This window comes from Mycoplasma iguanae, from assembly GCF_024722375.1.
GTDB lineage: Bacteria > Bacillota_I > Bacilli_A > Mycoplasmatales > Metamycoplasmataceae > Mycoplasma_M > Mycoplasma_M iguanae.
In genome coordinates this window covers 469,908-486,025 of record NZ_CP102734.1, presented here as the reverse complement: position 1 = coordinate 486,025, position 16,118 = coordinate 469,908, and the positions used below count along the sequence as shown (strand labels likewise).

The window sequence follows — 16,118 nt, the reverse complement described above, 5'->3', positions numbered from 1 at the left end:
ATTTTTCATTTTTATTTCTTAGAAAAAGTTAAAATTTACATTATATTAAGAACAGTCAAAAGCAAAAGGATTTATTTATGAAAAGGCATTTTTACAACAAACGCGAGTATTTTATTGATAAGGAAACCAAAACATTACATTTAAAACCAGAATTCCACAAAATGCTTTTAGAAAAAAAGCTTTGAGGAAAATTTGGTTTTAAAAAAATTGGTGGTTCAAATATTTCAGAAGTTTTAAAAACAGATGAATACAAATCAGAATTTGCTGCATTTGTAAAAATTTCATGATTAGGAATGCCAATTTTAGATGAAAAATATATTAAAGCTGGAGTGATAATTGAACCTAAAGTATTAGAAATTTTAGAATCAAAACTTGCTGAACCAATTAAACGTTTTAATCCAGCAGATTACAACTATGATTATTTTGCAGGTCAAGATCCCATTATTGGTGGTATTCCTGATGGATTTATTGAAAGTAAAAAGTATTTACTAGAAATTAAAACAGCACAAGAAAAAAAGTTTGATAGTTGATTAAGCCAGGGAGTACCAATTAGTTATCAAAAGCAGGCTCAACTTTATAGCTATTTAATGGGTGTGGAAACTTTTTTTATTGTTGCTACTTTTTTAAAAGAAGAAGATTATATCAATCCTGAAACATACCCAATTAAAAAAAGAAAATTGAAATCATTTAAATATACTGTGAATAAAGATCAAGTAATAGATGATATTGAGAAAGTAAAAGAATGATATATTAAACATACCACATCAGGTATTTCTCCCCAATATAATGATTATTTAGATGGAGAATTACTTGATTGATTAGATTGCAGCAATGAAGAAGAAATGAAACAGTTACTAGTTAAATGAGAAAAACAAGGAAAATACAAACCAGATGAAGGAAAATAAATTAATAAGGTTTAGCCAGTATTTAGCTTATTTAACTTCTCAGGAATATTTTATTTGACATGATTTAAATGCTCAAGAAACAATTAAATCAAATTGAACTAGTGAATATGAAGAAACTTATATAAGTGAAAATTTGGATGAAGATCAACTTCTAAAAGAAATGTGATCTTCATTGGTATTAGATTTTTCTACAGAAGAAAATCCTCCTTCTTTTGTAGAAAGTAATCAAAATGCTTTTAATTTCATTAAAGAAGCGATGTTTAATCATATTAAAAAAAGATATGATCCAGAAAAAGTTTATTTTATTAAATCTAAAAATGCCCAAGGCGCAGTAATTGAAACAGCAGAAGCAATTAATTCTGGTAAATACGAAGTTATTTTCTTTGCCGTATTTCAATATAAAAATGCCCTAGCTTTTCCTAGTGTTTATTTTCCTTTAGAAAAAAAAGTTTCTAATTTTGTTTTATCAACTTCAACAAAAGTAAAGTTATATGCAAAAGCTTTTTGAGATTATTGAATTACTAAAAAAGCTACCAAAGATCATGCAGAAAATTATTCATTGTTTATTTTAGATATTATTGATAAATATCAAGCTAAAAAAATTGAAATTGCTGAAATCTTTTCTGCTTGGGTCGGAAAAGGTAAAAAAACAATATCATATAAGCTAAAGCAAGAAAATCACTTGACAGCTTATATGAAAAAATGCTTTTATCAATTTGGTAATTTTAATAATGAGACTTTAACTTGTGATGAAAATGCTTTTTCCATTATTTCTGCAATTGAGAATCATAATTTTTGCAGAAATAATGGACCAGATTGCAAATCGAGCTACTTTTTTGAATCAATTGATAATGTAATTAATATTATTAATGAAGCTCAAAAACAAGAAAGTTTTACTGATCTAACAGAAAAAGATGATACTTTATTTGGACGTAACAAATATGCAAATCTGCTAATAGAAAAATTACATCCTGAAATTGCTAATATTTCGGGAAATATTTTAAATTTTCAACAAATCTTAAAATATATTGAGAATAAAAAAAAATATAATGGGCTAGATTTAGTAAATAATCCAGAAGAATTAATTGCTTTTTTAAAATCTAATAACATATCTTCACCTACTTTAGAAAAAATCATTTTAAAAGAAAATCATTTTAATTTAAAAAAATTAAAATCTTATATTGATCTTTTATCAAGAAAAGATGAAATCTTAGTTTGATATGATTTTGAAGGTTTTTCCATGCCTTTTGCTATTTTAGATAATACTTATCCCTATGAGCAAATAGTATTTCAAGTTTCTATTATTAAAACTAAAAATGATGAAATTTTTCAAAAGGAAAATATTGTTTACGATCCTTTAAAAATTTCTTTGGATACTTTTAGAGAGATGATTAAAAAACTTTATAGTAATAAAGCTCATAAGTTTATTGTTTACAATAAGGCTTATGAGTTAACTCGTTTAAAATCAATGGTTTGTTTGATTGAAAACGTTGATGATTACCATGAAGTTCTAAATAGTTCAAAGTACAAAATGATGGTAGATCATATTATTGATAATACATTAGATTTACTAGATATCTTTAGTAAAAAAGATCAAACTACAGATCTTTCAACTGTACTATTATATGAACTAAAAGGTTTTTCGAGTATTAAAAAGATCGAAAAATATATTACTCAACATAATTTTCCCTTAAAGCACAAAATAGTACCTTATAAATCATTAGAAATCCAAAATGGTTTAATGGCAATGAATAGTGCCATTAACCGTTATTTAGGTGCTATTGGTGATCAGGAGTGAAATAACTACAAAGTACAATCATTGAAAAAATATTGTGAAAATGATGTTATGGCAATGATTATGATCTTTGATTTTGTTAAATATTTATACAAAACACATTCTTCAAATAAAAAAACACCACTATAAATTGGTGTTTTTTTATTTTTTTTAGTTGGATCTTATTAAGTAGTAGCAGGTGCTGGAGTTGATGGAGAAACTTCTTTTTTAGGACTATATAAAGCTCCATATTGGTCGATAATTTCTTTGATTTGTTTTTCAAAATCATCTTCACTGTTATAAGTAGAGGTTGAAACAAAAAAATCAAATTTTGTTGGATCTAAACTATCTTTATCAGCTGTACCTCCAATAGCTTCCAGTACATCGATTTGTTCACCATCTGTATTAGTTCGCTTGTTTGATGTTGGAGCTGTAAAAGGAGCTTGTAGTGCAGTACGAATATAAAGTTTTTTACCTGACATTTCACTTTTTAATTCAGTATCTGCTTTTAAAGCATCGACAAATTTTTTCACAAGTTTATCATATTCACTACTATCACCATTAGTTTTTTTAATGTTTGCTTCTTTGAATTGAATAATTAACCTATCATAGGTGTGGTTGTATAAAACAACACCACGATGTGTTTCTGTTCCATCTTGTGATTTTATATTAGAAACCTGTTTAGATTTCATTTTAGCCATTCGTTCTTTTTTTTGTTCTTCTGTTTCAGTTATTACTGTAGGCCTTGTCGTAACAACAGTACTTGATGAATCTGCTGTACCACTTGAATCTGCTGGACTAGGAGCAGGAGCTGGCTCTGCTGCAGCAGTTCCTGAATCAATTGGATCTGATGTTAAAGTTGCAGTTGCTGGAGCTGGAGCTGCTGCTGGTTCTGTAGTATCTGCACTGTCAGGTGCTGTATCATCGGAACTACCTGAAGCTGATGCAGGTGCTGGACTTGTCGCAGCGGGAGGTTCAGGTGTAGGTAAATTAGGAAATGTAAAGGAAATAGTCATATCATCATCAACGGGATCTACCGTTTTTACTACTCTTATATTATTTCGTTCAATAATTTGTTCAGTTAAGCTAGTTGCTGCTTTTGCTTGTTTATTTTTGTATGTACCTGCATGCACTTCTGCTTTTGGTTTGATTTTAATTTTTGCATTAACTGCTTCACCTGGATTTTTCTGATTGTTATTTATAGTTAATGATTCAACTTCTCAATCAAAAATACTTGGAACATTAACAATGAAATGTTCATTAATATATTGTTTTTTCAGATCAGCATCAGTTATTTTTGCATATTCTGTAGTTAAAATAAGCGCAGTAGCTAAAGAATCATTCCTTCTTGCAATGTAAACATCACTCGGTTTAATTGGTTCTGTAGCTTTTTTAAATCCATCAAGATAAGTTCAGTAGCTAAAACTTTCTTGAGCTGTATCTGGACTTGTGCTTCTGCTAGTAGCTTTCTTAGTTGCTTTAACTTTGAAATAAAGTCTTCCTTCAACATCATTGGCAAAAATATTTTTCTCTGCATCAGTATCATTTTCATCAGCTATAGCATATTGATAATTTTGATTAGATTTTAATAAATCTGCCAATTTTAAAAAAGCTTTTAATTTTTTAATAGAATCTATTTGTGAAGCATAAAATTCTTTTAATTCGCCACCTATTGGATTTTTAATATATGCATTACGATAGTTAAAACCATTTTTAGTAATCTTTTCTAATTGATATTTGATTGCATTTTTAAATGATTCAATTGATAAAAAGTGTTTACTATTTGAATCAATAAATTGTAGCGTATAGTATTGATAATCTGGTTCTTTATTAGATCTAATATTACCTATAACAGCTGATAAAACACCAGGGTTTCAATAATTTCTTAATGGGTTTTCTTGTGGTTGACGAGTTCTTTTATGTTTTGTAGCAAATGGAAGAATTGCAAATTGTTGCAGTGAAGCAGATACATTATCTTTATTGGGTACATATTTAACATTGTTTCAAAGTGCCATTTGAAATTGTTTAATAAAAGCATTTTTTTGTTCTTCACTGCCTTTGAAAGCTAAATATTGGTACATTTGTACTCATTCACCAGGACTTATAGCTGGAGCGCCATAAAAGTAGACAGTTCGTGCGGTTCCGCCTTCTTCTTCTTCTTCTTCTTCTTCTTCTTCTTCTTTAGCTAATTCAGTAAATAAATCACCATCTACGGCTCCACCGCCTTTTGGTGTTTTCCCTCAATTCTCTGCACCAGATTGTTCAGATGTATATCCTTGACCTGCCCCTCAAGAAGTAGCTCTTTTAACATTTAAAGGTAAATGTCATTCTACTAAGTTAGCATCAAATAAATAACGCTCTACGGCAGTAAATTTATAGATTGTTTCCTTGAATCTTATTTTTTTATCACCTTTTTGCAGTTGATCTCAATTATTTGTATCATCTTGGCTAACAATTCTAAATTCAATATCTTCATTTTGATTAATTTCTTTTAAAGCTGTTAATGGTAATTTTAAAGAATAATCGCCATTGTTAATTTCATTACTATTTGCCGTAAAAACAAATTCTTTATTATTATCATAATTATCCTCACCAGTTTTTCATTGTAATTTCAGCGGCTTACCTATTAAACCAGTTTTTTCTGTAAAACCTTTAAGATCAATTGTAGTAATGGGATCGGAAATTTTGGCGGCTATTTTATTTACGTAAATAAAAGGTTCTGTAGAAGCTTTAGCTTCTCCAAAACTATCCCAGTTAGTACTTAAGCTTTTTAAAGTAGGAACAACTTTAATATCATATTGGGTATCAGGTTCTAAGTCTTCAATTAAATATGTAAAATCTTTTGAAGGATCATTAATTAAAACAACCTTTCTTTTTGATTCATCTGTATTATCTTTAGGTTCTCAAATAAGAGCCACTTCATTTGATTTTACATTATTTATTCCACTTACTTTAATTTCTAGTTTAGATTTATTGACATTTTCTTTGGTTTCAATTTTAAATAAATCTGGTGCTATAAATTCGATTGGTGTTTCTAAAAAAGGTGCTTCAAAGTTTGTATCATATTTATTAAATAACTGTAAATAATGTTTACCAGGACCTGATATATTAGTATTCACTTCACCATTAATTAGTGAAGTTCTTATAGCATCAGCTGATTTTCAATCTAAAGGTTGACCTTCAGCTGGAGCAGGAATTAAAATAGCGATTAAATCGTCATTTCTTCCTTTTCTAATATCTTCTTGGGAAGGAATAGCTCCTTCTACTGTTGTTGTATCGATATTACCAAATTGAATTTTAGCTCTTTTAGATGAAACTCAAACAGTTTGAGATGGAGTTATTGGAGTTGATGTATCTCTAGGAGCAAATGAATCATGTAAATCTCTATCTACATTTTGAGCAGTTGGTTCTAGTTTGGTGATAAAAGTTTTAAATTTATCCCAAATAATATCATCTTGACCGTCTATACTTTGAACAACTTCATAACCGTATTTTGTATCTGGTTTTAAGTCTTTAAGAAAAATGAAAGCACCATCTGAAATATCTTTGAGATCAATTTCTTTTCATTTTTTTTCTGTTTCACCTTCAACTCAGTAACGTAAAAAGAATTTTGATTTATCATCATTATGAATGATGTAATCTTCTATTCCACCTAATGATGCTTGTATTCCAATTGTAAAAGTTCTTCAATCAGGAGTTACAAAAGAAGGTGTACCACCTTTAGTTCAAACAATAATTGGGTCTGCAAAGTATGAACTTTGTCCCTCAATTTGTAAGTAAACTACGTATGGTTCACCTTTTTCTAAATCCTGAATAACACCAGTAATGATATAGTCAGGATTTTCATTTTCTTTTTCATCGACAGAAACTATACCTTTAACAGACTTTAAATAATCTTCTGGAGCATCTGCTGATGTATTGTACTTTTTGTACATAATTACAATATTAGACTTTAAGAATTGTTTATTTAATTTACTCGAAGTAATGGAAATGGTTGTATTTGTTGAAGTTGCGTAAATTTCAGGCTTATTAAAAGTGCTAAATTCTAAAGTTTTAGTTAACTTATTATTGTTAGTTAAATTTAAAACTTTTTCACCTGAGGAAATTTCTAATGAGTAAATATTGTCTGGACTTAAATTACCAATTAAAATTTCTTTAGTTTCATTAGTAATATATACAGAAAGTTTTTTAGTTAACGCCTTTGTATTTGCATTATTATTTGTGTTTTGGGCAACATTAGATTGTCAGTATTCCAATGTCAAAATATGATTTACAAAATCATCTAAATCATTTAGTTGAAGTTTAACTTCTGTTGAAGAAACATTAACCACATTAGTTTTGATAGGAGATGATTGAGCAAAACTATTTAAATCGCTATATGGGCTTTTTTTATAGTTAAAAGCTAAAGGAACAGCAATAGCTGTTGAAATAACTAATACACTTCAAATTCCTAAAAAAGCGGTTACTATCTTTTTATTTTTTTTCATAAAGAAAATTATACAAAAATGTCACTTTTTTTTTTTTTTTTTTTTTGCTAATTTTATATATACATGAATTTTTGTATAAATAACACAAAATTATTTTTTTTACAAAATTTTTAGCTAAAAAATCACTTTTTAGTACTAGAATTTTTATTTTTTGTTTAAGAAAATAAAAAATAAAGTTATAATAACAAAGCTTTTAATATTAAATTATTTTTTTATTACATTTTTTTAAAGAAAAATCAAAAAGATATTGATTTTTTTGAAAATAATGTATAATTCAAAAGCACAATTTACAAATGCAAACACTACAAACCTTTATGTGCCGATTTAGCTCAGCGGTAGAGCAGCTGGCTGTTAACCAGTTGGTCACAAGTTCGATCCTTGTAATCGGCGCCATAGAGGCCCATTGGTGAAGCGGTTAACACACATGGTTTTCATCCATGCATTCACGGGTTCGAGTCCCGTATGGGTCACCAGTATTGGAAGATTAGCTCAGTTGGGAGAGCATCGCCCTTACAAGGCGAGGGTCGTGGGTTCGAGCCCCTCATCTTCCACCATTGCCGGCTTAGCTCAGTTGGTAGAGCAACTGACTTGTAATCAGTAGGTCGAGGGTTCAAGTCCTTTAGCCGGCACCATTTACGTTAAAAAGGTAACAACTACATGGTTGTGAGGTTCAAATCCTCAGAAACGTATCTTGCGCGAGTGGTGAAATTGGCAGACACGCTAGATTTAGGCTCTAGTGCTTCACGGCGTGAGGGTTCAAGTCCCTCCTTGCGCACCATTTCTAGAGATAGACCATTTTAAATCAGCAATTTAAATTGCTGATTTTTTATTGATTTTTAATAAATTGCTTAAAATTTCTTTTTTTAGTTCAAATTTATTAATAAAATTATCAAAAAAATCCGTTTTTTTTGAATTATTTTTTAAAAAAAGTTATAATTTGTTTAGACATAAAAATAAGTTTTTTTATGTTTTATTTTAACAAAATTTTATGAAAGGTTTTTTTATGACACTTGCTAAAAAACAAAAATTTAGTGATGATCATAAGAGTGTAAAAGCTAGAGGTGGAAATAGTAAATTAAAACTATTTTTATCTAAGCTTTCAGGAGCATTTATGCTTCCTATCTCTCTTATGGCCATTGCTGGGTTATTCTTAGGTGTTGGTGCGACCATCGCTTCTTTAGCGGGACAAGATCCTACAGGTAGCATGATTCACTTACAAAGATTTGGTAAATTTATCGAAAATTTAGGTAGTCCCGTCTTTGCCGCTATGCCTTTGGTATTTGCTGCCGCCTTTGTTGTAGCTTATAGTGAAGAAGCTGGTGTTGGAGTTTTTGCTGCAATTATCGGTTATTTAACTTTTTCCTTTATTCAACAAGGTTTTATTAGTCATCCAACCAAAATAGAAACAGTGGGTGATGAAACAAAAACAGTTGCATTAGATGGTTGAGAAATACTATTTACTGGAGCTGGTAGAGACCCTATTGCAATGAAAAGTGTAGTAGGATCTAGTTTAGGTATTACTTCTTTACAAACCTCTATTTTTGGAGGGATTCTTGTTGGATTAATTGTTTCATGAACATACAACAAGTTTCACACAATTCAATTACCTCAAATCATTTCATTTTTTGGTGGTAAAAGATTTGTTTCACTTATGGTTATTTTATTTATGGTGCCATTGGCATTCTTATTCTTAATTTTTTGACCATGAGTTGGAGTTGGACTTAATAACTTTGGTATTTTATTAGGAAAATCTCCTGCTGGTGTAGAGTCATTAATATTTGGTTATATTGAAAGATCTCTAATTCCTTTTGGATTACACCACGCATTCTATTCACCATTATGATATACATCAGTCGGTGGAAATGTGCTAGAATCATTACAAAGATGAAGTGAAGTGTCAGGAAATAGTTTAGATGCTTCAACTGATTTATTAAAATGATTATCAGCTGAATCAGCACAAGGAACAGAAGTTGTTGGTGATTCATATATTTCAGTTCTTTTATTGAAATCACCTTTTAACTCAATTTCATATAAAACAGCAGCTACAGGTGATGCTTTACAAAGTAAACCATTATTTGAATTTGTTGCAAGTGAATTAGGTATTAAAGTGGGTAGATACATGCAAGGTAAATACTCATTTATGCAATTTGCTTTACCTGCTGCAGCTGCAGCTATGATTATGGCTGCTCCTAAAGAAAATCGTAAAATGGCAGCCGGTACAGTTATTCCTTCAGCTGTTACATCATTTGTAACAGGAGTTACAGAACCTATTGAATTTACATTCTTATTCTTAGCTCCTTACATGTTCTGAGGGTTCCATGCTATTATGGCAGCTATTTCATTCATGTTAATGAATATTTTGGGTGCTCACATGGGTATGACATTCTCAGGAGGAATTCTAGATACAGTTATTTATGGAATTATTCCTGTACAAAAAGGAACAAATTTCTGATGATATTTAGCAATAGGTGCTGGATATGTTCCTATTTATTACTTTGTATTCTACTATGTAATCAAACTAAGAAATTTAGAAACACCTGGTAGAGGTGAAAATACTAAATTATTCACAAGAAGAGATTTTGATGCTAAAAACAATTCTGAAAACCAACTTAATCCACAATTATCATTAATTGTTGAAGGTATGGGTGGATGAGAAAATGTTATTAACTTTAATAACTGTGCTTCAAGATTAAGATATGATATTAAAGATAGATCAAAAGTTTCAGAAGCTAAATTAAAAGCTGCAGGAGCTGCTGGTGTAAAATTTGTTGGTGCAAATCACGTACAAGCAATTTTTGGACCTCAAGCAGAACAATTTAATTCTAAAATTAAATCATTAAAAGGTGCAAAATTATCTTCATCAACCGGTAGTCCTGTAGAAACAACTGTACAAAAATCTTCGATTGTTTCTGATGGTAAAATTATTTCAGTTAGTTCTGTAGTTGAAAAAGGAACATTGAAAAAATTAGAATCATTAAATGATGGTGTTTTCTCTGAAAACATGATGGGTGACGGAGTAGTTGTAGAATTTGATAAAAAAGCAAAAGTTGCTCAAGTTTTTGCGCCAATAAGTGGTACTTTAGAAGTTGTATTTCCTACAGGTCATGCATATGGAATTAAAAGTAAAGAAGGTGTGAGTTTATTAGTTCACATCGGTATTGATACAGTTAATTTAAATGGTAAAGGATTTACAAGTAAAGTTAAACAAGGTCAAAAAGTTAAACAAGGTGATTTATTGGCTGAAGTTGATTTAGAATTTGTAAGAAAAAATGCTCCTTCTACTGATGTCATTATTGTTGTTAATGCAGATTCTTCACTATCAAAAGTTATTGATGCTAAATTTGATTCAAAAGTTTCAAAAGAATCAGAATTATTCAAAGTTAAATAATTAAAAAAATCTTCTTAAGTATAAAATTTTCCTCAGCTTGCTGAGGTTTTTTATTATTTAAAATACAAAAAAATCTTAGATAAATAATATATCTAAGATTTTTTTAAAAGTAGAAAGGAATCTTCTGCAGGATTAGCAGCATTATATCTTTGCATTGAACCTTTAAAAAAGTTTCATGCAAAGATTTTTTCTTGATTTTGTACACTTAATAAAGAATTATTATCTTTATCTAAAAGATTTAGTTTTAAAAAAACAGTTCCAGGAATTTCTAAATTATTGATTATAGTAACATCAATGTGATCTAAACCACTAAAAAATGTTTCATTTCATTCTGAAAAATCATTATTTCATGTAATTGCTTTATTATTTAAAAATAAACCTAATAATTCTTTTTCTAATAAAGTTTTAAAAACTTTATAAGGAACGCTATCAGTGGTCAAATTTTTGGCTTCGAAGTTACTTTTGTAATTGGCTTCTGCTCAAATATTAGCCTTATTAGCTATTTGTTGATCAATATATTCTAAAATATTAATTATTATTGGCTTATTACCTTCAAATAGACTATCTGCTTCCATACCTGAAGGTATGGAATTATGATATTGTTTTTCTAAAGTGGAAGCATCTCAAAAAGTATCAACATTAAAAAATTTAGCATGTAATGGACCTTTTTGGTAACCTCTTAAAAGATGACGATGATTTTTATCTAAATCAATAGAAAATCATGAAAATACTTCTCTGGTTTTATCAACTTTAATAACTTCTACTTCAAATTCTACGATTTGAAAGGTTTTTATATAATCAACAACTTTGGCATTGGTAAGTTTATAAGAAAAATCAATGTTTTTTCGATGTTGAGGTACTATTATTTCAAATAAATCTTTTCATTGATTAAAAAATTTTACAAAAGCCTTAGCAGTATAATTTTGAAATGTAGTACTATTAGCAGAAAAGGAATCATATCTTATTAATCCGAAAAAATTATCAGGTTTTAATCTTAAAATAGGATTTGTAACATATTCATTAAATAATTTTTTATCTGTTTCAACTTCTCTATCTAGTTTTAGATAAAAATCAGCATCTGATGGCTGGATATTTGTATAACTTTTAAATGGGCCAATAATTATTGGATCTGCTATTTTTGTTTTTGTAGTTCCATTTATAAATTCTAGTTCCATTTTTAGGTAATCCCCGGAAATGTTTTTAAAATGAAAAACTTCAGGATTAATTTTAAAGTTTACTTGATCTACTTCAATATTAAATTGATGCAAGTAAATTAAAAATAGCTGTTCTCATAATTTAATTTGTTCAGTATTTTTAATTCATGCACTTGCTCTAACATCTGATTTAGGGCTCATTAAATTAGGAAATAATTTATTTTTTAATTGAAAAATATTAGTTTTATTCGCATTACGTGATTCAACTTCATTTATCATTTTTCAAAATAAGATTTGAAAATTATCAACAGCATCTTGATATCCACTTTCAAAATTATAATTTTGCAAAATATCTCCAACATAACCATCAAAATTATCAACATTTTCTGAATTTAATGGTTTTGATCATTTTGTGTAGTCTAAAATATGTCAATAATTTGTTTTAATCACATTTTTTGTTTGATTATCACCTTTTTGTTCTACAAAAGCAAAAAATTTCTCGGTTTTAGGTAATAAATGACTAATATTTTGAGCATTTGCTCAAAATAAGTGATTTTTTTGATTTGTGATTAAACCTAATGGTTGATCATTTTGATCAACTAAAATATCGAAAGCATTATGAATATCAACTAATTGGAGATAATTAAAATTTTTTAATAAAAAATCTCGTTCATTAAGAGTTAATTTTTTATTAAATTGAATATTTTTAATGAATGAATTATTACTGCTATGAATAATAATTGGTTTAATTAGGGCTATACCTACACCTGTTGCTGCAGCTGCAATTAAACCAACTGAAGATCAAATAATTTGTTTTTTTGTCATAAGTATTTTTCTACTTAGAAGGTTTAATATTTCTACTTCTATATAAAAAGTCTACAATCGCTTCACCGACACCATTTTGGTCGTGAGCACTTGTATGATATTTAGCTTTTAACTTGGTTTCTTTATTTGCATTAGCCATAGCATAACTGTATTTTGTAGTTTCAAACATAGATCAGTCATTAGGGCTATCACCAATTACCATAATATTATCTACTGAATTTAAAATTATATTAGTGATAAATCAACTAATAGCTGAACCTTTGCTGACATCTTGTTGAGTAATTTCAAGGTGTTTTTCACGCATTCTAACAATTTGTAATTTGGAATTTTCTAAAAATTTGTAAGCTTGATCAATATCTGTTTTTTCACCAAAAAGCTCCATTTTTACAACTTCTTCTTGTGGCTGATCAACGTTTAATAAAACTTTGCTGGTATCTTCCATTGAATAAATTCAAGATTTTATAAACTCTTCTTTATGATTTAAAGAAAAATAGTCTTGATGATTTCAAAAATTTAATTGTAAGTTAAAATTTTTAGCTGCTGCAATTACTTGCTTTTGTTGTTCTAGAGAAAAAGTTTTTTTAAATAAATATTTTTTTTCTACATTATCAAAAATGGTAGAACCATTTGAAGTGATTAAATAACGAACTTTCAAATCATCTGCAAGTTTTTGATGTCTTGAAAAAGGTGGATTTCCTGTAGCAATAATTAGTTCTACGTTGTATTTTTCGCTTAATTGATGGATATGTTTTATAGTTTGATGTTTAACTATAAAATTATCTCCATATAAAGTTCCGTCTACATCGGAAAATACTAAAATTTTATTATTCATAAAAAAATTTTATCACATACATAATAGTTTGAAATTTAAACACTAGAATAAGTTTATCAAAGAAAAATTTAATTTTTTCTTTGATAATAAAAAACATCAAAAAGTTCATGTTCAACTTTTTTGATAACTTCAAAAGGAGTAAAATCAATATTTTTTAAATAACGGTTTCCAGTATATTGTCCCTTAATTATTGTGACAATTAATTCATCACATAAAGGTATCATTTGTTCATAAACATAAATTCCTCCCATGACGTATAAATCTTTATGGGGATTATTTTTATAAGGTTTAATGACTTCTGTGAAGCTATCAATTATAAAAACATTTTCATGCTCTACTTTTCAGCTACTATCATCAGAAAGTACAAACATTTTTCTTTTATCTAAAATTTTAGGTAATGATAAAAAGGTATTTTTTCCCATAATGACATCTTGGTGTAGTGTTGTATTGCGAAAATGTTGAAATTCTTCTTTAATGTGTCATGGAATTGTATTATCTTTACCTACTAAACCATCTTTGGTCATTGCTCAAATAGCTTTTAACATTATACTGCCACCTCTCCTTTAATTAATGGATGAGGATCATAACCTTCTAATATAATATCTTCAAATTGGAAATCAAAAATACTTTTATTTTTGTTTAAGTGAATTGCAGGTAATGATTTGGTATTTCTTTGTAACTGTTCTTTAACTTGATTTAAATGATTTACATAAATATGAGCATCACCGATGGTGTGGACAAATTTTCCAGGCTTTAAATTAGTTTCATGAGCAATTAAATAAATTAATAAAGAATAGGAGGCAATATTAAAAGGGATTCCTAAAAAAATATCACCTGAACGTTGATAAAGTTGACAACTTAATTTACCATCTTCTACATAAAATTGGAAAAGTGAGTGGCAAGGGGGCAACATCATTTGATTAACTTCTTTGGGATTTCATGCAGAAACAATTAAACGACGAGAATTGGGATTTTGTTTAATTTCAGCAATAAGATTTTTTAATTGATCGACTCCTTCAAAGTCTCTTCATTGTTTGCCATAAACAGGACCTAAATTACCGTATTTTTTAGCAAAGACTGTATCTTGACGAATTTTTTCTATAAATTCTTTTTGAGTTTCACCTTGAAAATCAGAACTTTGTTTGTAAGAAGCGTATGGCCATTCATTTCAGATATTAACATTATTATCAACCAAATATTTAATGTTAGTATCTCCTTTAATAAATCAAAGTAGTTCATGAACAATACTTTTTCAATGAACTTTTTTGGTAGTTAGTAAAGGAAAACCTTCAGCCAGATCAAAATGCATTTGGTATCCAAAAATGCTGATAGTATCAATGCCTGTTCTATTTTGTCTTTTTTTACCATTTTCCATAACATATGATAATAAATCTAAATATTGTTTCATGATAACCTCGCTATTGAAAATTAATTTTCAATTTCTCTTTGTGATGCAAATAAATCAAAATTATCATTTTCGCTATTAAGATCGAATTCTGATAATTTATCAAATTCCATTAATTTAGGTAGTTCTTTTAAACTTTTAATTCTAAAGTAATCAAAAAATTTGTTAGTCACACCATACAAAATGGGATTTCCTGGACTTTGAGCAATCCCTACTTCTTCAATCATTCCTTTGGCAAGTAAACTAGTGAAAATATGATCGGAGTTAATACCTCTAATTTCACTAACCATTGAACGAGTTATAGGTTGTTTATAAGCAATGATTCCAATTGTTTCAATGGAAGCATTAGAAAGTCTTTGCTTTTTAATAGTATTGACTAATTGACTAATTTTTTTATTTGCCGCTTCAATGGTAGCGAGCTTAAAAACTTCATCAAATTCAACAATAAAAATACCGCGTTGTTGTTCATTAAATTCTTTTTGAAATGTTTTTAAGGCTATTCTGGTCTCAGCAATTGATGCAATTTCAAAAAGAGCTTTAACATCTCATAGCGAAAGTCCTTCTTCACCTTGAAAGTATAAAAGTGCTTCTAAAATTTTATAATCCATAATTTTGCCCTTTGTAAATTTTGATGTCAGCAAATTGTGTAGTTTGTGAAAGTAAAATTTCTTCTTGTTTTGCCATATCTAATAAAGTAATAATAGTGATTACAAAGTGATTAATGCTGGGAGTTTTAAGAATCATGTCAAAAGTTATTTCTTGATGCTTTTCAAATAATTGATAAATAAATTTTTTTTGATCTTTAGGAGTTATAGAAATGTGTTCCACATTCATAGTTAAAATTTTTCTCGCATTGATACGATCAAATAATTGTTGCATGATTCTAATGAAAGTTTCAGGACGAGAATGAGCATTAATTTGGTTACTATTTTGTTCTAAAAGATAAGGATCATAATCAGAAGTTTTTTTAATATGAATTAATGATCTTTGCTCTTCTTGTTTTCTTAAATATTGGGCAATTTCACGGAATTGTTGATATTCAGCTAAGAGTTTTAAAATCTTTTCTTGATCTTCATTAATTTCTGGATCAGTGTTTTGATCTTCTTGCAAAATAAGTTTAGCTTTAATTTGAATTAAAGTTGCAGCCATTAGCAAATATTCAGCAACTAATTCAATGTTATTTTCTTTCAACTCATTGATAATTCTTAAATATTCATTTGCTAGTTCTACTAAATTAATATCAAAGATATTAGTTTTTTTATCTTTTATTAGGTTTAATAAAAGATCTAAAGGACCATTGAAATTATTGATATTAATATCTAAATTTTGATTCACTAATATCTCCTCT

Annotated in this window: 10 protein-coding genes and 5 tRNA genes; 8 read left to right on the top strand and 7 right to left on the bottom strand. The window is 28.4% G+C overall.

All coding sequences use genetic code 4. The features are described from left to right. Positions 1-77 precede the first annotated feature (77 nt). Both NV226_RS02260 and NV226_RS02255 read left to right on the top strand, forming a co-directional pair. A complete protein-coding gene (locus NV226_RS02260; RefSeq protein WP_258210705.1) occupies positions 78-905 on the top strand; it encodes an MAGa7180 family putative nuclease in 828 nt (275 codons plus the stop codon). Then, the gene (locus tag NV226_RS02255) at positions 892-2,829 is read left to right on the top strand and encodes a DUF2779 domain-containing protein (protein WP_258210704.1); all 1,938 of its coding nucleotides are present in this window, start codon (positions 892-894) and stop codon (positions 2,827-2,829) included. Before NV226_RS02260 ends, NV226_RS02255 begins: the two co-directional genes overlap by 14 nt. 35 nt (positions 2,830-2,864) lie before the next feature. Here the strand turns inward: NV226_RS02255 and NV226_RS02250 are convergent, their stop codons facing one another. Beyond that, positions 2,865-7,166 carry a hypothetical protein gene (locus tag NV226_RS02250; RefSeq protein ID WP_258210703.1) on the bottom strand — a complete coding sequence of 1,434 codons (4,302 nt, stop codon included), beginning with the start codon at positions 7,164-7,166 and terminating at the stop codon, positions 2,865-2,867. A gap of 318 nt (positions 7,167-7,484) precedes the next feature. Between NV226_RS02250 and NV226_RS02245 the strand changes: the two genes are divergently transcribed. The 6 genes from NV226_RS02245 to NV226_RS02220 all read left to right on the top strand — a co-directional run bounded on the left by NV226_RS02245 (position 7,485) and on the right by NV226_RS02220 (position 10,554). Continuing rightward, positions 7,485-7,559, top strand: a tRNA-Asn gene (locus NV226_RS02245). 4 nt (positions 7,560-7,563) lie between these two features. Continuing rightward, positions 7,564-7,639, top strand: a tRNA-Glu gene (locus NV226_RS02240). Between the two features lie 5 nt (positions 7,640-7,644). Beyond that, a tRNA-Val gene (locus NV226_RS02235) sits at positions 7,645-7,720 on the top strand. A gap of 2 nt (positions 7,721-7,722) precedes the next feature. Continuing rightward, a tRNA-Thr gene (locus NV226_RS02230) sits at positions 7,723-7,798 on the top strand. A 61-nt stretch (positions 7,799-7,859) separates the two neighbouring features. Next, positions 7,860-7,944, top strand: a tRNA-Leu gene (locus tag NV226_RS02225). A 225-nt stretch (positions 7,945-8,169) separates the two neighbouring features. Further along, positions 8,170-10,554, top strand: coding sequence for a PTS sugar transporter subunit IIABC (locus tag NV226_RS02220; RefSeq protein WP_258210702.1), 2,385 nt, complete (start codon positions 8,170-8,172; stop codon positions 10,552-10,554). Between the two features lie 92 nt (positions 10,555-10,646). Here the strand turns inward: NV226_RS02220 and NV226_RS02215 are convergent, their stop codons facing one another. The 6 genes from NV226_RS02215 to NV226_RS02190 all read right to left on the bottom strand — a co-directional run bounded on the left by NV226_RS02215 (position 10,647) and on the right by NV226_RS02190 (position 16,105). Then, the gene (locus NV226_RS02215; protein WP_258210701.1) at positions 10,647-12,533 is read right to left on the bottom strand and encodes an MAG3240 family lipoprotein; all 1,887 of its coding nucleotides are present in this window, start codon (positions 12,531-12,533) and stop codon (positions 10,647-10,649) included. Positions 12,534-12,543: 10 nt separating this feature from the next. After that, positions 12,544-13,365, bottom strand: coding sequence for a Cof-type HAD-IIB family hydrolase (locus NV226_RS02210; RefSeq protein ID WP_258210700.1), 822 nt, complete (start codon positions 13,363-13,365; stop codon positions 12,544-12,546). A gap of 68 nt (positions 13,366-13,433) precedes the next feature. After that, entirely contained in the window at positions 13,434-13,910 is a 477-nt protein-coding gene (locus NV226_RS02205) for a dihydrofolate reductase (RefSeq protein ID WP_258210699.1), read from the bottom strand. Beyond that, a complete protein-coding gene (thyA, locus tag NV226_RS02200) occupies positions 13,910-14,773 on the bottom strand; it encodes a thymidylate synthase (RefSeq protein WP_258210698.1) in 864 nt (287 codons plus the stop codon). Before thyA ends, NV226_RS02205 begins: the two co-directional genes overlap by 1 nt. Positions 14,774-14,793: 20 nt before the next feature. Then, positions 14,794-15,378: an SMC-Scp complex subunit ScpB gene (gene scpB, locus NV226_RS02195; RefSeq protein ID WP_258210697.1), complete on the bottom strand. Its 585-nt coding sequence runs from the start codon at positions 15,376-15,378 to the stop codon at positions 14,794-14,796. Further along, the gene (locus tag NV226_RS02190) at positions 15,368-16,105 is read right to left on the bottom strand and encodes a segregation/condensation protein A (RefSeq protein WP_258210696.1); all 738 of its coding nucleotides are present in this window, start codon (positions 16,103-16,105) and stop codon (positions 15,368-15,370) included. The genes scpB and NV226_RS02190 overlap by 11 nt, the downstream gene beginning before the upstream one ends. Positions 16,106-16,118: the final 13 nt, after the last annotated feature.